The sequence below is a fragment of the Glutamicibacter sp. V16R2B1 genome, from assembly GCF_005774635.1.
Taxonomy (GTDB): Bacteria; Actinomycetota; Actinomycetes; order Actinomycetales; family Micrococcaceae; genus Glutamicibacter; species Glutamicibacter creatinolyticus.
The window spans coordinates 357,084-379,936 of sequence record NZ_VATX01000015.1; the positions used below are offsets into that span (position 1 = coordinate 357,084).

At 67.6% G+C, this 22,853-nt stretch carries 15 protein-coding genes; 12 read left to right on the forward strand and 3 right to left on the reverse strand.

The features are described 5' to 3' along the window. Positions 1-170: 170 nt before the first annotated feature. Both FDN03_RS11775 and FDN03_RS11780 read right to left on the reverse strand, forming a co-directional pair. The gene (locus FDN03_RS11775; protein WP_138177282.1) at positions 171-1,313 is read right to left on the reverse strand and encodes a glutamate--cysteine ligase; all 1,143 of its coding nucleotides are present in this window, start codon (positions 1,311-1,313) and stop codon (positions 171-173) included. 155 nt (positions 1,314-1,468) lie between these two features. Continuing rightward, positions 1,469-2,719, reverse strand: a complete 1,251-nt coding sequence (locus FDN03_RS11780; RefSeq protein ID WP_138177284.1) for a class I SAM-dependent methyltransferase — start codon at positions 2,717-2,719, stop codon at positions 1,469-1,471. A 1,038-nt stretch (positions 2,720-3,757) separates the two neighbouring features. Here FDN03_RS11780 and FDN03_RS11785 point away from each other — a divergent pair. The 5 genes from FDN03_RS11785 (at position 3,758) to guaB (ending at position 11,562) form a co-directional block, all read left to right on the forward strand. Beyond that, the gene (locus tag FDN03_RS11785; protein WP_138177286.1) at positions 3,758-5,314 is read left to right on the forward strand and encodes an amino acid permease; all 1,557 of its coding nucleotides are present in this window, start codon (positions 3,758-3,760) and stop codon (positions 5,312-5,314) included. A gap of 284 nt (positions 5,315-5,598) precedes the next feature. Beyond that, positions 5,599-5,895 carry a co-chaperone GroES gene (groES, locus tag FDN03_RS11790; protein ID WP_054820525.1) on the forward strand — a complete coding sequence of 99 codons (297 nt, stop codon included), beginning with the start codon at positions 5,599-5,601 and terminating at the stop codon, positions 5,893-5,895. 102 nt (positions 5,896-5,997) lie between these two features. Next, a complete protein-coding gene (gene groL / locus FDN03_RS11795) occupies positions 5,998-7,602 on the forward strand; it encodes a chaperonin GroEL (protein ID WP_138177288.1) in 1,605 nt (534 codons plus the stop codon). 296 nt (positions 7,603-7,898) lie between these two features. After that, the gene (locus tag FDN03_RS11800) at positions 7,899-9,944 is read left to right on the forward strand and encodes an acyltransferase family protein (RefSeq protein ID WP_171021231.1); all 2,046 of its coding nucleotides are present in this window, start codon (positions 7,899-7,901) and stop codon (positions 9,942-9,944) included. Positions 9,945-10,008: 64 nt separating this feature from the next. Beyond that, entirely contained in the window at positions 10,009-11,562 is a 1,554-nt protein-coding gene (guaB, locus tag FDN03_RS11805; RefSeq protein WP_138177292.1) for an IMP dehydrogenase, read from the forward strand. Between the two features lie 95 nt (positions 11,563-11,657). Here guaB and FDN03_RS11810 read toward each other — a convergent pair whose 3' ends face one another. Next, positions 11,658-12,131, reverse strand: a complete 474-nt coding sequence (locus FDN03_RS11810; protein ID WP_171021232.1) for a VanZ family protein — start codon at positions 12,129-12,131, stop codon at positions 11,658-11,660. 127 nt (positions 12,132-12,258) lie between these two features. Here FDN03_RS11810 and FDN03_RS11815 point away from each other — a divergent pair, with 127 nt between their 5' ends. From FDN03_RS11815 to FDN03_RS11845, 7 genes are all read left to right on the forward strand, one after another. Then, positions 12,259-13,641 carry a DUF4872 domain-containing protein gene (locus FDN03_RS11815; RefSeq protein WP_249354524.1) on the forward strand — a complete coding sequence of 461 codons (1,383 nt, stop codon included), beginning with the start codon at positions 12,259-12,261 and terminating at the stop codon, positions 13,639-13,641. A gap of 29 nt (positions 13,642-13,670) precedes the next feature. Continuing rightward, positions 13,671-14,822, forward strand: a complete 1,152-nt coding sequence (locus FDN03_RS11820; protein WP_138177296.1) for a GuaB3 family IMP dehydrogenase-related protein — start codon at positions 13,671-13,673, stop codon at positions 14,820-14,822. Positions 14,823-15,013: 191 nt separating this feature from the next. Further along, positions 15,014-15,859, forward strand: a complete 846-nt coding sequence (locus tag FDN03_RS11825) for an SURF1 family protein (RefSeq protein WP_246049529.1) — start codon at positions 15,014-15,016, stop codon at positions 15,857-15,859. A 52-nt stretch (positions 15,860-15,911) separates the two neighbouring features. Continuing rightward, positions 15,912-16,376, forward strand: coding sequence for a DUF3817 domain-containing protein (locus FDN03_RS11830; protein WP_138177298.1), 465 nt, complete (start codon positions 15,912-15,914; stop codon positions 16,374-16,376). Between the two features lie 81 nt (positions 16,377-16,457). Beyond that, positions 16,458-18,044 (forward strand): glutamine-hydrolyzing GMP synthase, encoded by a 1,587-nt coding sequence (guaA, locus tag FDN03_RS11835; protein ID WP_138177300.1) that lies wholly within the window; start codon positions 16,458-16,460, stop codon positions 18,042-18,044. Between the two features lie 252 nt (positions 18,045-18,296). After that, positions 18,297-22,526, forward strand: coding sequence for a DNA helicase (locus FDN03_RS11840; protein WP_249354526.1), 4,230 nt, complete (start codon positions 18,297-18,299; stop codon positions 22,524-22,526). Continuing rightward, on the forward strand, positions 22,523-22,849 hold the full coding sequence (locus tag FDN03_RS11845) for a hypothetical protein (RefSeq protein ID WP_138177302.1): 327 nt from the start codon (positions 22,523-22,525) through the stop codon (positions 22,847-22,849). Before FDN03_RS11840 ends, FDN03_RS11845 begins: the two co-directional genes overlap by 4 nt. The last annotated feature ends 4 nt before the right edge of the window (positions 22,850-22,853 follow it).

A 22,853-nucleotide genomic window follows, 5' to 3' on the forward strand; every position in this document is an offset into this window, starting at 1 on the left:
AAAGGCTCACGGGCTACAGCCTTGATATCCTCGCTGAATTTATTGGCTCCGACGGCGGTGACTTCTACGATGTCAGGGACGAAGAACCGGGTCTCAAAAACGAAGGTTTTTGAGACTGTACACGAGTCCCAATACACAGCAGTTTCGGCAGATGTGATCCTACTTCGGGGTTACAGTGCTTCGAGCCGCGCAACATTGTCCTTTACCACAGCCTTGAAGTCCCCACCTGACGCCGCAAATACCTGGCGCTGCAGTTGGTATTCCCCACCGCGGTCGATGATATCCAGGACGCTGGCCAGTTCCTCAGCACAGCCCAGCCGGTCGGCTACCGGCATGAGCCGCTTGACCTCCTGGCGCAGGTGGTCGGTCACCAGCATCTCGTCCCCCTGGGCATTAAGAATGATGATCGCGTCCAGCCCATAGCGGGCGGCACGCCACTTGTTCTCAGTACGGAACCAGCGGGGCATGACCGGGATTTTGTAACCGGCCTCCAGGCTCAGCGACATGTCGTGCACGAGGCATTGGGTGAGCGCAGTGATTGCCTTGATGTCGGCAATGCTGCTTACCCCGTCACAGATGCGCATCTCCACGGTGCCTAGCCGCGGCACCGGGCGCACATCCCAGCGAATTTCTGAGACGTCGTCGATGACTCCGGTGTGCATCATGTCCCCGACGTGGGACTCGTATTCAGCCCAGTCGTTGAAGTGGTAGGGGATGCCAGCGGCGGGCAGCTGCTGGAAGAGTAGGGAACGCTGTGAAGCGTAGCCGGTGTCCTCCCCGCCCCAGTATGGGCTGGAGGCGGTCAACGCCTGGAAGTGCGGCTGGTAGTTGATCAGCCCGTCGGTGATCGGCAGCGCCTTGTCCCGGCTGTCCACGCCCACGTGGACATGCACCCCGTAGATCACCATCTGCCGTCCCCACCACTGGGTGCGGTCAATTAGCTTGGCGTAGCGGTCCTTGTCGGTGACCGGCTGCAGGGTGGGTGCCGCGAAGGGGTGGGAGCCAGCGCAGTACAGGTCCACGCCTAGCGGATCGGTGACCTCGGTCAGTAGCCGGACGTTCTGGCAAAGTTCCTCGGCGGCCTCGGCCACCGTGTGATGCACGCCGGTCACCACTTCCACCGTGTTCAGCAGCAACTCCGGCTTGATGGTCGGGTGCTCTTCGTCGGGGGCGATTCCGTCACGTTCCTTGACCGCGGCGAGTACCTCTTCGGCAACCGAGCACAGATCGGCGGTCTGCTGGTTCACCAGGGCGATTTCCCATTCGACGCCGATGGTTGACTGCTCGGACTGGGCAAAGTCGATCTTCTGCACGGCACTCCTTGAATCCGCGGTGGTGCGGGCGTGCCGGATGTCTTGCCGACGGCCGCCCCACAGGCCAGTGTGGTTACTTCAAACTAGTTCATTTTCGCGCACGTGCGCTCCAATCGGCCGGTGACGGGCCGCAGGGAGGGCAAATCGCGTGAAGGTTACGACCCGGTGATGGCTTCAACCTCGATGGCCAGACGCTTGTCGCCAATCCTGGCCAGCACCAGTGTCGCGTGATTTTTGGCGCTCTTCGGGACTCCAGACAGCAGAATCCTCCGCAGCTCTTCGGGGGTCACGTCCACCCCGCGCTTCTTGATCTCCAGCTGACCAATTTGATTTGCCTTGACCCAGCTACGCAGCTTCTTGATGTTGTAGTCGTGCACCTTGAGCACCTTGTATCCGCGGGCGAAGGGAGTCTCCAGCGGTTTCTCGTGCGTGAAGTAGGCAATGTGCTCATCGAGCAGGGCGCCGCCGGTCTGCTGGAGCAGTTCGGCGATCAGGTGCGAACGGATCACCGCGCCATCCGGCTCGTAGATGTAGTTGGAAAGTTCGCCCACCGGAGCGGTGGCGCCCTGCTCGGCGGGGAGCGGGGAGGTCAGTTCGTGGGCGCCGTCCTTGTCAATGACCAGTGCCGCGCGTTTCACCTCGGGACGGGCCAGGCGGCCGAACCACAGGCAGGCTTCAATGACCGAGCCGTGATCGGAGATCCATACGGCCTCGGCGGTGGCTGGAATGGCCTCATGCGGCACGCCGGGTCCCAGCTTCACGCCCACATCCTTGCCCGCATCCACCAGGGCTTCGACAAAGGACAGGGGAGGGGAGAAGGACTCGGGGTCGAAGATGCGCTTGGTGTTGCCGTTGGCCTCGGTGCGGCGGGCAGGATCCAGCCAGACCCCATCCACCGCTTCCAAATCCACATCCTCGGCCTGACCGTGCACCACGGTCGCCTGCGGGAACGGCATCAAATTCAGTGTCAGTGCCGCGGCGGTGGTTTCATCACGCTCCACGGCGGTGACCTTCAGCTCCGCGCTGGCCAGGGCGATGGCGTCTGCGCCGATGCCGCTGCCCAGATCCGCTACATGGGTACACCCGGCTTCCACGAAGCGGCGGGCGTGCAGTCCGGCAATCATCAACCGGGTGGCCTGTTCCAGGCCTGCCGGCGTGAAGATCAGTGAGTCGGCAAAGGGACCGAATTTCACCCTGCCCCGATAGCGCAACTGCGACTGGGCGACCACGGCGCGCACAACCGCAGGGTCATGCCCTTCTTTGCGCAGTTTTTCATTCAGTGCCCATGCCGCATCCTTACTCGCCAGCATCGAGGGGTCGATGCTCGCCAATAATTGCCATCCCTCGGGGGAGAGCAGGGCGGCGAACTGGTCATTCAGTGCGGAGTCATTGGAGGCCTGGGGCATGAATCCAGAGTATCGGAGAACCCTTTACGGGTGCCGACGCCCATCAGCAGGCCACCAGCCAGGCTTCCCCTAGGACTGACACTCGGGCACAAGCCCTGACGGGGGCTCCGCCCGCGCACAACGCGCGAGACGGTGGCGGGCAGCCCGAACTGGCTCGTCTTGGTGTTACTTTCTTCACGCTCAGATTCAGGCTCCCGCACCAGATAGGGGATCTTGCTCACCCTCACGCGTTTGGTCTCAGGCGTTGGCGGTATTGTCTGCAACGTCGCCAAACACGCTCATGCAACAGGAATGCTTCACCAAAAATTCATCCTCCCGGAAGTTACAGCAGTTTTTGCTGATGCTCAGAGGATCGGATTCGGGTGAACGCCGGGGGAAGAATATAATCCGGCGCCGCGTTGAGCCGGATGGAAGTCGTTGACACCCAGTGTCGATACCTCACCTCCGCGAAGCCTGTGATGCAGAAGTGATGTGGGAGACGACAGAAGCTGGCTCGGCGCCCAAAGGCGCCGAGCGAATAGAACCAAGGAACACCACGAGCATGACTTTGACCCAGCCGCCCGGCGGAGCGAGCACGCGAACCGCTGCCCGCCGTGCCGCCGTAGGGGCACCAATGGCGGGGGAATATGACATATTTGCGTCATATTTTGGGCTGCCGCTCCTGCGCTTGTCGCGCAATTGCCGTGGCTGGCCGGTCGTGGAAAACCCGTTGTGGCGTCCAGATAAGGCCGTCGCGCAGAGCTCTCCCGCTGACGAAACGTCCTTAACGCCTTTCGATCAGCCACAGCAATGCTGCGTCTTGGCGCACGACAGCATCACGAAAACCCTTCCTGTCGCTGGCGCTCGAACGGCTCCATTTTCGCCAGGCGAAGTTGCGGGCTATCTTTTGCCCGCCCGAACTCAATCCCGGCTTGCCCGCAGGTCACCGGGCTCGCCTCCGCGACCCCGAACCGTGTGCGCCAAGTACTTTAATCGATCCACTACTCAGGCTGTGACCGAGGTCGCACTCGGTGAAGGAAATGGTGTTGTATGTCACCGATGAGCAAAACAAGCGTGGAAACCCAGGAACAGAGGCCGGCTTCTTCGCTCGGTGACCAGGCAACGCTGCCCGGCGCACCGTGTGGAGACCAGGAGCCAGATAAGAAACTGCGGCGCTCCCTAGGCAGCCGCCACCTGCAGATGATCGCCATTGGCGGTTCCATCGGCACCGGATTGTTCGTCGCCTCCGGCGGCACCATTTCCCAGGCCGGTCCCGGTGGTGCACTCGTGGCCTACGCGGCAGTGGGCCTGATGGTCTACCTGCTGATGCAGTCCCTGGGGGAGATGGCGGCCAAGATCCCGGTCGCAGGCTCCTTCCAGACCTTCGCCACCCGCTTCGTCTCCCCGTCCTTCGGGTTCGCGATCGGCTGGAACTACTGGTTCAACTGGGCCATCACCGTGGCCGCCGAACTGGTGGCGGCCGGAATTGTCATGAACTTCTGGCTGCCCGGGGTTCCGGGCTGGATTTGGGCTGCGGTCTTCCTGGCCCTGCTGACCGGCCTGAACGCACTGTCGGCCAAGGCCTTCGGCGAGGGGGAGTTCTGGTTGGCGCTGATCAAGGTGGTCACGGTGATCGCCTTCCTCATCGCCGGTGTGCTGATGATCTTCGGGGTCATCGGTCAGGGACAGTCCGGCTTCGGACAGTGGACCAACCCCGATGACGTCTTCCACGGCGGCTTTGTCTCCATCATCGCCGTGTTCATGATCGCCGGCTTCTCCTTCCAGGGCACCGAGCTGGTCGGCGTGGCCGCCGGCGAGGCCAAGAACCCGCGCCGCGAGGTGCCCCGGGCCATCCGCACCGTCTTCTGGCGCATCATGCTCTTCTACATTGGTGCCATCTTCATCATCGGCACCCTGGTGCCGTTGACCGACCCGAGCCTGCTGGCCTCCGGGGAGGCCGACGTGGCGGCCAGCCCGTTCACGATGGTCTTTGAGCGTGCCGGCATCGCCTTCGCCGCCGCCCTGATGAACGCCGTCATCCTCACCGCCATCCTCTCGGCCGGCAACTCGGGGCTGTACGCCTCGACCCGCATGCTCTACTCCATGGCGCTGGATGGCAAGGCGCCGAAGGTCTTCGGCAAGCTGAACCGCCGCGGCGTGCCGATGCCGGCGCTGCTGGCCACCGCGTCGGTGGGCCTGTTCGGCTTCCTGACCGCGATTGTTGGCCAGGGTGCGGCCTACGCCTGGCTGCTGAACGTCTCCGGGTTGTGCGGGTTCATAGTCTGGGCGGGCATAGCCATCTCGCACTACCGGTTCCGCCGCGGCTTCCTGGCCCAGGGACACTCGGTCAGCGAGCTGCCCTACAAGGCGGCCCTGTTCCCGATCGGCCCGCTGGTGGCCTTCGCGGTGCTGATCCTGGTGATCGCCGGGCAGAACTACGAGGCGGTGCTGGCCGGGCGGGGCATGGAGGTGCTTTCGGCCTACATCGGGATCCCGCTGTTCCTGGCGCTGTGGCTCGGTCACCGCATGCTCACCAAGTCCAAGGTGGTTCCGTTGAAGGACATGGACCTGTCCTCCCCGGAGGATGCTGGCCTGGTCGAGGTGGACCCGCGCTAACCCCGTTTCTCCGCTCTTCGCGCTGACCCGGATCCGGCCTGCCGCCGGGTCCGGGTCAGCTGTCAGTGAACCAGAAGCAACACGAATCCCGATCATTAGCACTCGCCTTGACCGAGTGCTAATTTTCGTCCTAAAGTCATCAATGGATGCAGTACCCGATCCCGATCGGGCGCGGCAGTCCATGCCTTACTGGATATGACCAACTGGCACCGCGACGACGGTTGGAGCAATGCCACGGGGCGTTACCGTTTTTTCCATTGGTTCATAAACGAAAAGGAGAGACTGTGTCTGTCTCTATCAAGCCACTCGAAGACCGCATTGTCATCAAGCAGGTCGAAGCCGAAACCACCACCGCCTCCGGCCTGGTGATCCCGGACTCCGCCAAGGAGAAGCCGCAGGAAGGCACCGTTGTGGCCGTTGGACCGGGTCGCATTGACGACAACGGCAACCGCGTTCCGCTGGACGTCAACGAAGGCGACGTCGTGCTGTACTCGAAGTACGGGGGCACCGAGGTCAAGGTCGGCGCCGAGGAGTACCTGGTGCTCTCGGCCCGCGACGTGCTGGCAGTTGTCGTCAAGTAACGTCACCCACCTTTCGTAGCCGACCGAGCCCCGCACAGCGAGACCCTCGCGATTCGGGGCTTTGCGTCGATTACGACCCAAGAATTCATAGGGAGTCAATGCATGGCCAAGCAGCTAGCATTCAACGAGGAAGCACGCCGTGCCCTCGAGGCGGGCATCGACAAGCTCGCCGACACCGTGAAGGTGACCCTGGGCCCACGCGGGCGTAACGTCGTGTTGGCCAAGAGCTGGGGCGCACCGACCATCACCAATGACGGGGTGACTATCGCCCGGGACATCGACCTGGACGACGCCTACGAAAACCTTGGCGCACAGCTGGCCAAGGAAGTGGCCACCAAGACCAACGACGTGGCCGGTGACGGCACCACCACCGCCACCGTGCTGGCACAGGCACTGGTGAAGGAAGGCCTGAAGAACGTGGCCGCCGGCGCCGCCCCGGGCGATATTCGCAAGGGCATCGAACTGGCCACCGAGATCGTCGCCGCCCGCCTGGCGAAGAACGCCGTGGACGTGGAGGACAAGGTCGCCAACGTGGCCGCCATCTCCGCCCAGGACGAGGAAATCGGCGAACTGCTCGCCGAGGCCTTCAAGACCGTGGGCACCGACGGGGTCATCACCATCGAAGAGTCCTCCACGACCGCCACCGAACTGGTGGTCACCGAGGGCATGCAGTTCGACAAGGGCTACCTTTCCCCGCAGTTCGTGACCGACACCGACCGCCAGGAAGCCGTCCTGGAGGACGCGCTGATCCTGATCAACCCGGGCAAGATCTCCACCGTGGCAGAGTTCCTGCCGCTTCTGGAAAAGGTCCTGGAAACCAAGAAGCCGCTGCTGATCATCGCCGAGGACGTGGAGGGCGAAGCCCTGTCCACCCTGGTGGTCAACAAGCTGCGCGGCCTGCTGAACGTGGTGGCCGTCAAGGCCCCGGGCTTCGGCGACCGCCGCAAGGCCATGATGCAGGACATCGCCATCCTCACCGGCGCCCAGGTGGTCTCCTCGGAGCTGGGACTGTCGCTGGACCAGGTCGGCACCGAGGTGCTCGGCTCGGCCCGCCGCGTGACCATCACCAAGGACTCGACCACCATCGTGGACGGCTCCGGATCCGATGAGGACGTCGCCGAGCGCGTCTCGCAGCTGAAGGCCGAACTGGATCGCACCGATTCGGAATGGGACCGCGAGAAGCTCTCCGAGCGCCTGGCCAAGCTGGCCGGCGGCATCGGCGTGATCAAGGTCGGCGCCGCCACCGAGGTGGAGCTGAAGGAGCGCAAGCACCGCATCGAGGACGCCGTGTCCTCCACCCGTGCGGCGCTGGAAGAGGGCATCGTCGCCGGTGGCGGTACCGCCCTGGTGGACGCCCTCTCCGCCCTGGATGAGGACGAGCGCGCCACCGCTGCGGCCGGCGATGTGGCCGCGGGTGTGGCCATCGTGCGCCGCGCCCTGGTCAAGCCGGCCTACTGGATTGCCACCAACGCCGGCTTTGACGGCTCCGTGGTGGTTTCCAAGGTCGCCGAGTCCCCGGCCAACGAGGGCTTCAACGCCAAGAGCGGGCAGTACGAGAACCTGCTGCACGCCGGCGTCATCGACCCGGTGAAGGTGACCCGTTCGGCGCTGCACAACGCCGCGTCGATTGCCTCGCTGGTGCTGACCACCGAGACCCTGGTGGCTGAGAAGCCCGCCGAGGACGAGGAAGCAGCCCACGCCCACTAGGGACGGCAACACCTGAGGCCAACGGCCCCGGAACCCCAGCTGCTGTGGCAGCGGCGTTCCGGGGCCGTTGCCGTATCCGGGGACGTGGAAGCCCGGTTCTGTCACGATTCGATAACGATCTTTGATAGGATCAGGGGTCACCTAGTGTTCCCTGGACCCCACCGCGGGGTCCGAACCGGGCTCGGGCACCCTCCGGCGCCCACCCCTGACCCCGTTTTCTTATGTGCCACAACAGTTCCACTTCCCTTCACCTCCGGCCCGCGGCGGCACCCCGTCCTGCCGGTTCCGGCTACCGCATGGACCTGCAGGGGCTGCGTGCCCTGGCCGTGCTGCTGGTGATGTGCTATCACTTCTGGTTCGACAAGGTCTCCGGCGGCGTGGACATCTTCCTGATGCTTTCCGCGTTCTTCATGACCGCCTCCATGGCTCGGCAGATCGAGTCCGGCCGCTGGCCGAACCCGGTGCGTTATTGGCTCAAGACCTTCTCCCGGCTGGTGGGTCTGGCCGCGGTGGTGATCGCCGTGGTGGTGGTTGCGGCCTGGGCGTTCATGCCCGGCACCCGCTGGCAACAGATCATGGACGAGGCCACCGCCTCCCTGCTTTACCGGCAGAACTGGCAGCTGGCCGAGGCGAACGTGGACTACTACGCGTTCAACACCTCCGCCGCCTCACCGCTGCAGCACTTCTGGTCATTGTCCGTCCAGGGACAGATCTTCATCATCTGGCCGCTGCTGCTGCTGGCCTGCGCCCTGATCTGGCGCCGCTTCTTCTGCCGCCACCGCTTCAGCACGGTGGCGCTGGGAATGTTCGGAATCGTCTTCGCCCTCTCCCTGGGCTACTCGGTCCACCTGACCCAGGTGAACCAGCCGCTGGCCTATTTCCACACCGGCACCCGGATGTGGGAGTTCGCGCTGGGCTCCATGGTGGCCCTGGCCCTGCCGCGGCTGCAGCGGCTGGCCGAACCGGTGCGCCGGGTGGGCGGCTGGGTGGGGCTGGCCGTGATCATCAGCTGCGGGGCGGTGCTGGAGGTCCAGGCACAGTTCCCCGGCTGGTTGGCGCTGATCCCCACCCTGGGGGCGGCACTGCTGCTGATGGCCCCGGGGGAGCCCGAGCACCGCAACGCCGCCTGGCTGCTCTCCCGCCGGCCGCTGGTGCAGCTGGGGGATGTCTCCTACGGCATGTACCTGTGGCACTGGCCCATCCTGGTGTTCTACCTGCACTTCACCCAGCAGTCCTCGGTGGGACTGCTCACCGGCACCCTGCTGATCCTTGGCTCCATCGCCCTGGCCATGGCCACCACCCGGTGGATTGAAAAACCGCTGCGCAACTGGAGTCCGGCACTGCCAGGACTGCAGCGCCGCCAGCTGGGGGTGCCGCTGGCCCAGGCCGTGGTGCTGGGCATGGGCCTGGTGCTGGTGTGCGCGCCGGTGGCGGTGTGGCAGTCCAGCGTGGAGCACACCCGGGTTCTGGCCGCCGCCCAGGACCGCCAGGAAAACCCCGGCGCCATGGCCTCCAGCGACTGGGACCCGCAGCGCGCCTCCATCAAGCTGCCGCTGAGCACCGAACTGGCCGAGGAGTGGCAGAACCCGGGGCAGGGCTGCGAGGGGGACTACGCGCCGGATGATGAGGACATCTACTTCTGCCAGCGCGGCGGGGACCGGCAGGGCAAGCCGGACCTGGTGCTGCTGGGGGACTCGCACACCCAGCACTGGAGTCAGGCGGTGGACGCGATGATGCAGGAAACCGGCGGCAGCTGGATGATGCTGCACGAGCCGGGCTGCCGGCTGGGGGACGTGGGCCAGCATGATGCGGTGCGCTGCGCCAAGTTCCAGGAGGCCGCCACCGACTTCGTGGCCGAACTGGCTCCCCAAATGGTGCTGACCGTCGCCTCGGTCACCGGGCAGTATGAGGACGAGTTCGGGCGCAGCGCCGCCGAGCAGGAGCGCATGGCCCCGGCCTACGCCGAGGCGATCGCCCCGCTGCTGCAGGCCGGCAGCCGGGTGATCGCGATGCGCGACACCCCGCGCTTTGAGTTCAACGTGCCCGAATGCGTGGACCGCTACCCGAACCACCCCGAACGCTGCTCCGCCCCGGTGACCGAACGGATGGCCGCGGTGAACCCGGTGGACACTTTCCTGGCCGAACACGACTACGGGGACCGGGTGGTGTCCCTGGACATGACCCGGCTGATCTGCCCGGACGGGCTGTGCCAGCCGGTGATCGGCAACGTGGTCACCTACCTGGACGATTCACACCTGTCCAAGACGTTTGTGCAAAGCGCCGATGAGATCTTCGCGCGCCGCTTCATCAAGGCCACCGGCTGGGAAGGACCGGGCCGTTAACCAGCCGTCCCCGGCGCGTTACTTTGACCACATGGCGCCAAACGGGAATCGCGACGGGGCAATTATGGTTCTACCATGTAATCAATCGCCGTCTCGTCCGAAAGGTTCCTACGTGTCTGAGTTCAACCCCTTTGCCCTTGAAGGACTCACCTACGATGATGTGCTGCTGCTGCCCGGCCCCACGGACGTGATCCCCTCCGACGCGGACACCACCACCCGGCTGACCAAGCGCATCAACATCAAGACCCCGATCATCTCGGCGGCGATGGACACCGTCACCGAGGCCCCGATGGCGATCGCCCTGGCCCGCCAGGGCGGCATCGGCGTGATCCACCGCAACCTGTCCATCGAGGACCAGGCCAAGCAGGTGGACCAGGTCAAGCGCAGCGAATCCGGGATGATCAGCGACCCGGTGACCGTGCACCCGGGCGCCACCTTGGACGAGTGGGATGACCTGTGCGCCCGCTACCGCGTTTCCGGCCTGCCGGTGGTTGACGAGAACCGCAAGCTGCTGGGCATCATCACCAACCGCGACACCCGCTTTGTGCCGCGCGAAAACTTCATGACCACCAAGGTCTACGAGGTGATGACCGGCATGCCGCTGATCACCGCGAAGGTCGGGGTCTCCCGCGAGGAAGTCATCCAGCTGCTGTCCAAGAACCGCATCGAGAAGCTGCCGCTGGTCGATGACGAGGACCGCCTGACCGGGCTGATCACCGTGAAGGACTTCGACAAGGCCGAGCAGTACCCGCTGGCCACCAAGGACGATGAGGGCCGCCTGCGCGTGGGCGCCGCCGTTGGTTTCTTCGGTGAAGGCTACGAGCGGGCCATGACCCTGATCGACGCCGGGGTGGACACCCTGGTGGTGGACACCGCCAACGGGCACAGCCAGGGCGTGCTGGATATGATCTCCCGCCTGAAGAAGGACCCGGCCGCCGCCCACGTGGACATCATCGGCGGGCAGGCCGCCACCCGCGAAGGCGCCCAGGCGTTGATTGATGCCGGCGCGGACGCCATCAAGGTCGGCGTGGGCCCGGGCTCCATCTGCACCACCCGCGTGGTGGCCGGTGTGGGCGTGCCGCAGGTGACCGCCATCTACGAGTCGGCCAAGGCCGCGATCCCGGCCGGGGTGCCGCTGATCGCCGATGGCGGGCTGCAGTACTCCGGTGACATCGGCAAGGCCCTGGTGGCCGGCGCCGATTCGGTGATGCTCGGTTCGCTGCTGGCCGGCACGGCCGAGTCCCCTGGCGACCTGGTGTTCATGGGCGGCAAGCAGTTCAAGACCTACCGCGGCATGGGCTCGCTGGGCGCCATGGAAACCCGCGGCAAGAACACCTCCTATTCCAAGGACCGCTACTTCCAGGCCGATGTGCCCACCAATGAGAAGCTGATCCCCGAGGGCATTGAAGGCCAGGTGCCCTACCGCGGCCCGCTCTCGGCCGTGGTGCACCAGCTGGTCGGCGGCCTGCGCCAGACCATGTTCTACGTCGGTGGGCCCACCATCCCGGCACTGAAGGAGCGCGGCAAGTTCGTGCGCATCACCGCCGCGGGCTTGAAGGAATCCCACCCGCACGACATCATGATGACCGTCGAGGCACCGAACTACAAGTCCCGCTAACCCCGCCAGCGGTTCTTCCCACAGGCCCCGCACCCACCCGCCCCGCGCGGGGCAGTGCGGGGCCTGCGGCGTTGCATCGGCCGGCGGGTGCGCTCCTAGCTCCGCCGCGCTCGCCGGGCGTGCTCGGTGCGGGCACGGGCGGCGGCCCGGCGCCGGCGCAGTGTCCGCAGCAGCAGCCAGAGCAGGGCACCGAACAGCGCCCCGGCAGAGTTGGCGATGATGTCCCGGGCATCGGCGTGCCGCCCGGGCAGCACCAGCCACTGGCCCGCCTCGATCGCCACGGCCAACCCCGCACCCAGCAGCACCGCCGGGACCCAGGAGCGCAACAGGTGGGCCAGCAGCAGGCCGCACGGGATGAACAGCACCACGTTCGCGCCAAACTCCAGCAGGTTGTATCCAATGATCTGCGGCACACCCCGGCGGTGCAGCGCATCGAAGAACGCCATCAGCTGCGCGTTCACCGGGGCGTCCACGGGGCTCGGCCAGGCCGCTATCAGGGCCAGTGCCACCAGGTAACCCGCCGCCGCCAGCCAGATGGTCAGCCGATTTCGCCTGCCGTCCCTGCCCATGTGCGCCCCCTTGTGCCCCATCACCCGCCCGCCGGCCGGGCCCGGGAGACTGGCCCCAGTCTATGCGCCGCGGCGCACCGAACGTGACATGATGGACGGGCACCTGTGAAGGAAGGACATCCACCCCGTGGCCCACCCCAACCGCCCGTCCCGCGCGGCAGCGAAGAACCCGGCGAAACACCCCAAGAGCCAGGCCAAGACCCTGCCCAAGAACCTGCCCAAGAACCTGAAGAAGCTTGTCCGGGCCCGGATGGAGCGCACCGGCGAAAGCTACACCACCGCCCGCAAGGCAATCCTGGACGGGCGGCCCGAGCCGAAGTCCGCCCAGCATGCCGCCGCACGCCAGCAGGGCGCGGCCCCGGCGGGGGAGCCGGCACCGGAGGAACTGCCCGAATACCCGGCGCCGCAGAACGTGCGCCAATACGATGCGGCCCTGTGGCACCGGATTCTCACCCAGTCCGGGGTGAAGGACCCGCTGAGTGGTGAACCGCTGAGCGAGGCGATGCTTGCCGGGCTGGCCGGCGGCATCGGGTTCATGCTGCACAGCTTCGTGGACGCCGACACCGTGAACCTGGCCTTGGTCACCCGTGCCCACCCCGAACCGTTCACCGCCACCCTGCTGGAGCGCTGCGGGGCGAAGGTGCGCATCCGCACCACCGGCAACCAGCAGGCCGCCGCCGCGAACCTGGACGCCGCACTGGAAGCCGGGCGGGCCATCGCGGTGCGCGTCACCCGCGCCGCCCTGCCGTGGGTGGCCACCGGCAGCGTGGACGCCGAGGACACCATCGATGTGGCGGTGCTCGGCGAACTGGATGGGATGCTGCTGGTCGATGACGGCAGCGGTGAGCTGCAGCAGATCAGCGACTCCGACCTGGCCGCAGCCCGCGCCCGGCACAAGCGGGACCGGAACTTCAGCGCCTGGGTGCCCTCCCGCCGCGGGCCGCGCCCCGCCGCGCTGGCCGCCAATGTGCGCGAGGCGATCGCCCAAACCACCGGGCGGATGCTGGGCACCACCGAGCTGCCCGGCCTGCCCCAGCACTACGCCCGCAACTTCGGGGTGAGCGGGATGCGGCGCTGGGCCGAACGGCTGGCCGACACCACTGGGGACACCGGCTGGGCCACCATGCTGGCCGAGCCGGCACTCTGCGACTCGGCGCTGGAGCAGCTGCACGGATTCTTTGCTGACTCCCGCTTCGCCGCCGCCGATGGGCTGCGCGGGCTGTACGCCCAGTTCCTGCAGGAGGCCAGCGCCCTGCCCGGGCTCGGCGCCCTGGCCCAGTCCGTGTCCGCCTATACGCAGCTGGCCGCGGACTGGGAAGACTTCACCGCAGCCCTGCTGGCCCCCGGGGACGGGCCGGCGCCAGCGCAGCGCTTCACCGCCCTGGCCGGGCAGCTGGCGGCACTGGCCGACGCCGAACAGGCCGCCGCTATGCAGCTGGACGGGATCCGGACCTCACTGCCGGGAACCGGCACCGGCCGGGCGCAGCCGGTGGCGACGCAAAGGCCGTGAACCGCAGGGGAACTTGATAACCTAGAGCAGTGATTAACGAGATTGAGATCGGCCGCTCCAAGCGCGCCAGCCAGGCATACTCCCTTGACGACGTGGCCATCGTGCCGGACCGGCGAACCCGGGACCCCAAGGACGTCTCGGTCACCTGGCAGATCGACGCCTTCGAATTCAGCACCCCCATCCTCGGCGCCCCGATGGATTCGGTGATGAGCCCGGACACCGCCATCCAGCTGGGCCAGCTCGGCGGGCTGGGCGTGCTGAACCTGGAAGGGCTGTGGACCCGCTACGAGGACCCCACCGCGGTGCTTGAGGAAATCTCCGCGCTGCGTTCGGAAAGCGCCCGCCGCGCCGACCCGGCGATCACCCGCAAGCTGCAGCAGCTGTACGCCGCGCCGATCCAGCCCGAACTGATCACCGAGCGGATCACCCAGATCCGTGAGTCCGGGGTAGTGGTGGCCGGGTCGCTGACCCCGCAGCGCACCCAGGAGCACTACCAGACCGTCATCGACGCCGGGGTGGACATCTTCGTCATCCGCGGCACCACCGTCTCGGCCGAGCACGTCTCCAAGACCACCGAACCGCTGAACCTGAAGCAGTTCATCTACGAACTGGACGTGCCGGTCATCGTCGGCGGTGCGGCCGGCTACACCCCGGCCATGCACCTGATGCGCACCGGCGCTGCCGGTGTGCTGGTCGGCTTCGGGGGAGGGGCCAGCAGCACCACCCGGCGCACCCTGGGCATCCACGCCCCGATGGCCACCGCCATCGCCGACGTGGCCGCGGCACGCCGCGACTACATTGAGGAGTCCGGCGGACGCTACGTACACGTCATCGCGGACGGCGGGGTGGGCAACTCCGGTGACATGGTCAAAGCCCTGGCCATGGGAGCCGACGCCGTGATGCTCGGCACCGCCCTGGCCCGCGCCGAGGAGGCCCCGGGCGACGGCTGGCACTGGGGCATGGAGGCCGTTCACGAGGCCAGCCCCCGCGGGGACCGGGTTAAGGTGGGCACGGTCGCCCCGATGGAACAGCTGCTCTTCGGCCCGTCCCATGAAACCACCGGCAGCTCGAACCTGGTCGGCGCGCTGCGCCGGGCCATGGCCACCACCGGCTACTCCACGCTGAAGGAATTCCAGCGGGTGGACGTCGTGGTCTCGCCCTACGAGGCCGACCGCTTCTAACCCGCCGCGCCGGCGCGCGGGCACCTACCGGCCGCCACCACACCATGTGTGGTGGCGGCCGCCGGCATGTTCGCTCCCTTGTCCGGTGGGCGCCCTGCCGGGTCCTGGCCACCGCGGCGGCGGGGTCAAAGGGAAGAATCTCACCCGCCGCGCATTGGCTCTTCTACAAGCAATCGAAGTACGGTAGTGATGTGCTGAAAACCGCTTTCAAACCCAAATGGATCGCCGCGCTGCTCGGTGCCCTCATCGTGGCCACCGGCTTCGTGCTGCTCTCCGGATGGCAGTTCGGTTCCTCCACCACCGAACCCCCGGTGAAGGCCGAGAAGACCGAGGTTCCGGTGCCGCTGACCGAGCACGTGCAGCCGGGCACCGAACTGCTGGGCACGAAGGCGGACCAGATTGTCACCATGCAGGGCCACTTCCTGCCGGACACCGAGATCCTGGTGGAAAAGCGCGTGCACGAGGGCCAGACCGGCTACTGGGTGATCAGCGCGTTCGCGGTGGACGGCGCCCCCGACGATGAGGCCATCGCGGTGGTGCGCGGCTGGGAAGCCGAACCGAACGACCCGCCGGCCACCCCGGAGGGCCAGTTCACCATCACCGGCCGGCTGATCCCGCCCGAGGGCCCGGTGCTGCAGCGCGACGTGCGCGAACCGTACTACGCCGCGGTCTCCAGCGCCCAGCTGGCCAACACCTGGGATCTGCCGCTGTACTCCGGATTCGTCTCCATCCACGAGCTGGCCAACGACGCCGGGCCGGTCACCGAGCCGGGACTGAGCCACATCTTTGTCGGCACCCAGCCGCAGGAAGCCACCGTGAACTGGCTGAACGTCTTCTACGGGATTGAATGGGTGGTCTTCGCCGGCTTCGCGTTCTTCCTGTGGTACCGCCTGGTGCGCGATGACTACCAGCGCGAACTGGATGAACTGGCCGAGCAGGGCGCCGCCGAGCACCGCCGCGGCCAGGAGCCCACCGGCCAGGACGCCAGCGAAGACCACTCGTCCTCCGGCCCGCACGGCACCTCCCAGAACCACTAAGACCCCTCGGGGCTTTGCCCCAAAGCCCCTTTGCGGAAGGAACACTCCAAGCATGTCCAGCCCCACCACCCCCGGCACCCCACGCAAGTTCGGCGGCACCCCCACCCAGATCCGCAACGCGCTGGCCTTCTACAAGGTGCTCTCCTATGCCACCGGTGTGATGCTGCTGCTGCTGGTGGCCGAGATGGTCCTGAAGTACTTCGGGGGCCTGGAACTGTTCGCCGGGGGCACCCACCTGGATGGCACCGCGAACACGCTGGGCCTGTTCAACCGCGCCGAGATTGCCGGTGGGGTGAACATCTCCCTGCTGATCCTGATCGTGCACGGCTGGATGTACGTGGTCTACCTGTTCTCCGACTTCCGGCTCTGGTCGATGATGCGCTGGCCGTTCATGCGCTTCATCACCATCGCCCTGGGCGGGGTGGTCCCGTTCCTCTCCTTCTTCGTGGAGCACAAGGTGCACCGTGAGGTGGAGGCCGAACTGGCCGCGTTCCCCAAGGCCGCCAAGCGGTACTAGCGCCTTCGGTTCCCGGCTGGTGACGGGGATGACAGGGGTGCGGGGGTTTCAGCGGCGCGGTGAGCTAGTAGACTTGAATCCGTGACTACTGCGCCCCTCACCACAGAACATAAGCCGGTTCTGGTCGTCGACTACGGGGCCCAATACGCGCAGCTGATTGCTCGGCGTGTGCGTGAGGCCCGCGTGTACTCGGAGATCGTCCCGCACACCATGCCCCTGGATCAGATGCTGGCCAAGGAACCTGCCGCCATCATCCTTTCCGGCGGCCCGTCCAGCGTCTATGCGGAAAACGCCCCGGGGGTGGACCCGAAGCTGTTTGACGCCGGGGTCCCGGTCCTGGGCATCTGCTACGGCTTCCAGGCCATGGCCAACGCCCTGGGCGGCACCGTGGCCGAAACCGGTCTGCGCGAATACGGCCGCACCGAAACCGAATTCTCCGGCGGCCCGCGCTCCGTGCTGGCCGGGGCCCACACCCCACCGACGGTGTGGATGAGCCACGGCGACTCGGTCACCGCGGCCCCGGAGGGCTTTGAGGTGCTGGCCTCCACCGCCGGTGCCCCGGTCGCCGCGATCGCCGATGATGAGCGCAAGCTCTTCGGCGTGCAGTGGCACCCGGAGGTCAAGCACTGCGAGTTCGGGCAGAACGTGCTGGAGAACTTCCTCTATGACGGCGCTGGCCTGCAGGCCGAATGGACCGCCGGGTCCATCGCCGATGAGCAGATCGAACGCATCCGCGCCCAGGTGGGCGACGGCAAGGCGATCTGCGGGCTGTCCGGCGGCGTGGACTCCGCCGTGGCCGCCGCCCTGGTGCAGCGCGCCATCGGGGACAACCTCACCTGCGTGTTCGTGAACCACGGGCTGCTGCGTGAAGGCGAAGCCGAGCAGGTGGAGAAGGACTTCGTGGCCGCCACCGGCGCGAAGCTGTACATCGCCGACGAACGCGAACGCTTCCTGAGCGCCCTGGATGGGGTGACCGACCCGGAAACCAAGCGCAAGATCATTGGCCGCGAATTCATCCGCGCCTTCGAGGCCGCGGAGAAGGCCATCGTCGAAGCCGAAGCCGAGGCCGGGGAGCCGGTGAAGTTCCTGGTGCAGGGCACCCTGTACCCGGACATCGTCGAATCCGGCGGCGGCGAGGGCACCGCGAACATCAAGAGCCACCACAACGTGGGCGGGCTGCCCGAGGACCTGCAGTTCGAGCTGGTTGAGCCGCTGCGCACCCTGTTCAAGGACGAGGTGCGTGCGGTGGGCCGTGAACTGGGCCTGCCCGAGGAGATCGTGGGACGCCAGCCGTTCCCCGGCCCGGGCCTGGGCATCCGCATCATCGGTGCGGTGAACGAGGAACGCCTCTCGATCCTGCGCAAGGCCGACGCGATCGCCCGCGAGGAGCTGACCAACGCCGGACTGGATGACGAGGTCTGGCAGATGCCGGTCGTGCTGCTGGCCGATGTGCGCAGCGTGGGCGTGCAGGGCGATGGGCGCACCTACGGGCACCCGATCGTGCTGCGCCCGGTCTCCAGTGAGGACGCGATGACCGCGGACTGGTCCCGCCTGCCCTACGACCTGCTGGCCCGGATCTCCAACCGGATCACCAACCAGGTCGACGGGGTCAACCGGGTGGTGCTGGATGTGACCAGCAAGCCCCCGGGAACCATCGAATGGGAGTGATCCGCCCCTAGCGGATCGCCCACGGGCGGAATCGGACAAAGGCCAGCCGGCGGCGCACGCCGCCGCGGTCGGCCACCGGTTCCGCCCGTGGCGCTTAAACAGTGTTTCGTACAGCCGAACCGGGCCGCGCGTGCACTACCTTAGGAAGTGGCGTGTTGTGTGCCAAAACCGGCCCGCGGCGACCGCGCGGCACGGGGGCAAAATCTGATCCCGGCATCGGCGGGCGCCGCCGACGGGAAGCGAACGAAGGGAATGAGAGTCGTGACTAGTGGCCGAACTGCTGCCGCCGAACGCGTGGCCAGCTGGGTAAAGACCCTGGGGCAGGGGACCGGCGCGGACACCACGCTGCGGTTCGCCCCGTCGACCTCCAACAGCATCGACATCACCCACGCCAACCCCTCGGGCCTGGCCCAGTTCCTGGCCGGGCGGCGCACCCGCCTGTCCACCCTGCTGCATGACGCGGACCAGTTCGCGGTGGCCAAGCGCACCGCCCGTGCGCTGGACGCGAAGATCGATGAACTGTGGGACGAGCGCGGCATCGACGTGGGCTACCTGGCCGCGGGCGTGGCGAACTGGCGCGCCACCCATGAGGGGCGCAGCGAGGCGCTGTCCGCCCCGATCATGCTCGGGCGGATCAAGCTGACCCGCCACCTGGACCAGGACGACTACGACGTGCAGCTGGTGGGCCGCGCCATCGTCTCCCCGGCGTTCATCCGCCAGGTCGAGGCCGACCACCACGCCGCCATTGACACCCAGGCGGTGCACGCCGCCGCCTACTCCATCGCCCGCTTCGACCCGGTGCGCGGCATGGATGCGCTGCGCCACCAGCTGGCCGACGTGCCCGGGGTGGTCATCGGCCACCGCCTGCTGCTGTCCACCTTCGCGGATCTGACCGACCCGGCCGACCCGGCCAAGCTCAGCGCCGGGCACCCGGTCATCGCCGGGCTGGTCAACTACGCCGAACACGCCGCCGGCATCCAGGACGCGGCCCGGCAGGACACCGCCCAGGATGCCGCGGACGCGGCGCAGGGCGCCGGCACCGAGGAGGACGAGCAGGCCCCGGCCCACTCCGGCTCCCGGCTGCGCCGCGTGGCCGAACGCTTCAAGGAGGGCGCCCGCGGACCCAAGCGGGAGGTCCCGGCACCCGGGCAGCCGGCCCCCGCCCTCGGCGCCCCGCAGCGGGTGCACACCGGCACCCGGGTGATCAGCCGCAGCTCCGATGAACGCGACCCGGCCGACGAACTCTACCTGCTGGACGCCGACGAGTCCCAGGCCAAGGTGCTGGACTACGTGGCCGCCGGGGAATCGGTGAGCGTGAACGCCGCCGCCGGCACCGGGGCCACCCAGACCGCCCTGAACGCGGCCGCAGTGCTCGCCGCCCAGGGCAAGCGCGTGCTGGTGATCGCCGAACAGCGTTCGGCCGCCGAGGAATTCGTCACCCGCTTCAACGAGAAGCTGGACGCCGCCAGCCTGCTGCTGGGCCCGAACGAGGACCCGGATGCGCTGCGCCGGCAGCTGACCCGCGCCATCCTGCGCAACGAAAAGGCCACCGAACCGCACCAGCAGAAGCTCTTCGCCAAGCTGCGCGAACACCGCACCGCCCTGCAGGAGCACGTCAAGTCCCTGCACACGGTGCGCAGCCGCTGGGGCTGCTCGCCCTACCAGGCCATGCAGGAGCTGGCCCGGCTTTCCGCGCTGGAGCCGGCCCCGTCCACCACGGTGCGCCTGAAGCGTTCGGTGCTGGACTCCATGGGCCAGCGCGGCCACGTCGCCGCGCAGCTCAAGCGCGCCGCCCAGCTTGGCGCGTTCAGCAAGGAGCACACCTCCAGCCCCTGGCACGGGGCGCCGCTGCGCAACCAGGAGCAGACCGAACAGGCCCTGGCCCTGGCCTCGGGGCTGGGCCGGGACCTGCCGATCCTGCACGAGCACATGGTGGAGGTCGCCCAGAAGTCCCAGATCCGCCTGGAGGAGACCTACGACAAGTGGGGGGACCAGCTGGCCCTGCTGGTGGCCGTGCGCGGCTCGCTGGACAAGTTCGAGCCGGACATCTTCGAAGGCGACATCGATGACCTGATCGCCGCGACCGCCTCCAGCCAGTGGCGGCGCGAGCACGGGGTGGAGATGGGCTCCATCGTCCGCTCCCGGCTGCGCAAGATCGCCAAGGAATACGTGCGTCCCGGCATGCATGTGCCGGACCTGCAGTCCGCCCTGCAGGCCATCAGCGAACAGCGTGAGGCCTGGCGTGTCTACGCCACCAGCCAGCGCAACCCGCAGGTGCCCGGCGGGCTGCTGGACGTGGAGGCCGGCTACCATGACGCCGGCTCCCGCATCGACTCGCTGGCCGGGATGCTGCCCACCCGGTTGGGCACCCGGCTGCGCGAAATGTCGGTCAAGGAGCTGATGAACACCATCGCCAGCCTGGTGGACCGCGCCGATGACCTGAAGGAACTGCCCGAACGCACCATCATCTCGGAACAGCTGGCCGAGGCCGGGCTGGGGGATTTGCTTGCCGACTTCGCCGAGCGTGAGATCGACGCGGACGAGGTCGACGCCGAACTGGAGTTGGCCTGGTGGCAGTCCGCCCTGGAGGCGATGATCTCCGGGGATGACTTCCTGGCCATGAACGACGGCGCGAAGCTGGAGAAGATCGAGGCCGACTACCGCCTGGCCGACGGCGCGCACATCGCCGCCGGCCCCGAGCGGATCCGCTGGGCGCTGGCCAAGAACTGGAAGGGCGCCCTGGCCGACCACCGTGCCGGGGGCCGCGAACTGCGCGCCATGCTCAAGGACGGCACCCCCTCGGTGTCCGGCCTGCTGGCGTTGGGCGCCCCGCTGGCCAACTCGCTGACCCCAGTCTGGGTGGCCGCCCCGCTGCTGCTGGGCACCGCGCTGCCCGAGGAGGCCGACTTTGACGCGGTGATCCTGCTGGAGGCCAACTACCTGACCCTGCGTGAGGTGCTGGACGCGATCCGCCGCTCCAGCCAGGTCATCGCCGTGGGCGACACCATGCTCGGCGGCCCCAAGCCGTTCGAGGTGTCGGTGGACCCCACCGCCCGGGTCGCCGAACGCGGCACCGAAATCTCCGCGCTGCAGGCGCTGAACCAGGTGCTGGTCACCCAGACCCTGTCCACCGTCTACCGCGGCATCGACGAAGGCCTGGTCGAACAGCTCTCCCACGCCTACTACCAGGACAAGCTCTCCCGGCTGCCCGGGGCCAGTTCGCTGTCCTACACCGCCCCGCGGCTGTCCAGCTACTATGTGCCGGACGCCACCGGGACGCTGTCCAGCTCCGAGGAGGGCGTGCAGACCACGGCGGCGGAAGTCGCCGCGGTGGTGGACCTGGTGTTCAGCCACTTCCGGCGCAACGGGCACGAGTCGCTGGCGGTCATTGCCTCCAACCGCGTGCACGCCGCCGCGATCGCCGAGGCGATCCGGGTGCAGCTGCCCAACCACCGCTACGCGATGGAGCACTTCCGGGCCAGCCACGAACCGTTCGTGGTCACCACCATGGACCGGCTGATCGGGCTGCGCCGTGACGCGGTGATCTTCGCCTGGGGTTATGGACGTACCCCGCACGGCAAGGCGCTGCACGAATTTGGTGCGCTCTCCCGCAGCGACGGGGATTCGCTGTTCGTTGCGGCGATGACCCGGGCGCGCAAGCGCATGGTCCTGGTCTCCGGGCTGCTGCCCGAGGACGTGGAGCTGAACCGCGTGTACCGCGGGGCCAAGCAGTTCTTTGAGCTCTTCGGCCGGGTGCACGCCGGGGACTCCGGGGTGAGCACCAACCGCTCGCTGCGCCACGACCCGCTGGTGGCCGACCTGGCCAAGCGGCTGCGTGACCGCGGCGCCATCGTCACCGAGGACTACCGCGGGGTGCTGGACTTGTCCGCCCACGTGCTGGAAACCGAGTCCGGGCAGATCCCGCCGCTGGCCGTGGTGTACGACGGCACCGAACACTACAGCCACCTGACGGTGCGCGAGCGCAGCCGGCTGCGTCCGGACTTCTTCGAGACGAACGGCTGGCGGTACGTGCCGCTGTGGACCATTGACGTGTTCACCGACCCGACCTCGGTCGCCGACCGGCTGGCCGCCTACCTGAACCTGGCCAAGCCCAGCACCCAGGAGCCGGACGAACCGCGCGCCAAGCTTTCGGTCGCCAAACCGGTGTCCGCCAGCTCGGTGACCGCCGCCCCGGCGGCCGGTGCTGCAGCCGAGTCCGGCACCAAGCCAGCGCCGAAGCCGGAAACCGGGGACACCGCCGTAAAGTCGCCGAAGCCGGACCAGGACTCCGAGCCCGGGGCCCAGGACGCCGGGTCGCAGGCCGGGGAAGGCCCCTCCGCCGAGCCGAAGGCGCAGCCGGAAAAGCAGGCCGAACAGGGGCAGAAGCCGGAGCCGGACCAGGCCCAGGCGGCCCAGCCCGCCGATGGCGGCACCCCGGCCCCGGTGCCGGCCAGCCGCAGCACCGAATCCGGCGACAAGTGAGCGACGAACACCAGGGCCCGTCCGGAGACGCCGCAGCCGCGCCACGGCGCAAGCGGCGCCCCCGGGTCGTGGCCCAGCCGCAGCATCTGCCGGTGGCCACCGAATTGACCGGCAGCTACCGGCAGCTGGAGCGTCCGGCCAGTGTGGACGCCGCCCTGGCCAACAGCCACGCCGCCAACGAACCGGGCACCGCGCAAGACCCGGGGGCCGGGGATCCGCTCTCCCAGCTGCGCGCCAAGGACGAGGACCCGGCCGGGTGGGGTGAGAAGCCTGATGACCTGGCCGAGGGGATGCGCCGTGAAAAACCGCCGCACTGGGGCTGATACG

Coding starts and splice junctions, on each gene's coding strand:
- FDN03_RS11800 (WP_171021231.1), top strand. CDS start 7,899: ATGGACCTGCAGGGGCTGCGTGCCCTGGCCGTGCTGCTGGTGATGTGC.
- groL (WP_138177288.1), top strand. CDS start 5,998: ATGGCCAAGCAGCTAGCATTCAACGAGGAAGCACGCCGTGCCCTCGAG.
- FDN03_RS11785 (WP_138177286.1), top strand. CDS start 3,758: ATGAGCAAAACAAGCGTGGAAACCCAGGAACAGAGGCCGGCTTCTTCG.
- guaB (WP_138177292.1), top strand. CDS start 10,009: ATGGTTCTACCATGTAATCAATCGCCGTCTCGTCCGAAAGGTTCCTAC.
- FDN03_RS11840 (WP_249354526.1), top strand. CDS start 18,297: ATGAGAGTCGTGACTAGTGGCCGAACTGCTGCCGCCGAACGCGTGGCC.
- FDN03_RS11830 (WP_138177298.1), top strand. CDS start 15,912: ATGTCCAGCCCCACCACCCCCGGCACCCCACGCAAGTTCGGCGGCACC.
- FDN03_RS11810 (WP_171021232.1), bottom strand. CDS start 12,131: ATGGGCAGGGACGGCAGGCGAAATCGGCTGACCATCTGGCTGGCGGCG.
- FDN03_RS11780 (WP_138177284.1), bottom strand. CDS start 2,719: ATGCCCCAGGCCTCCAATGACTCCGCACTGAATGACCAGTTCGCCGCC.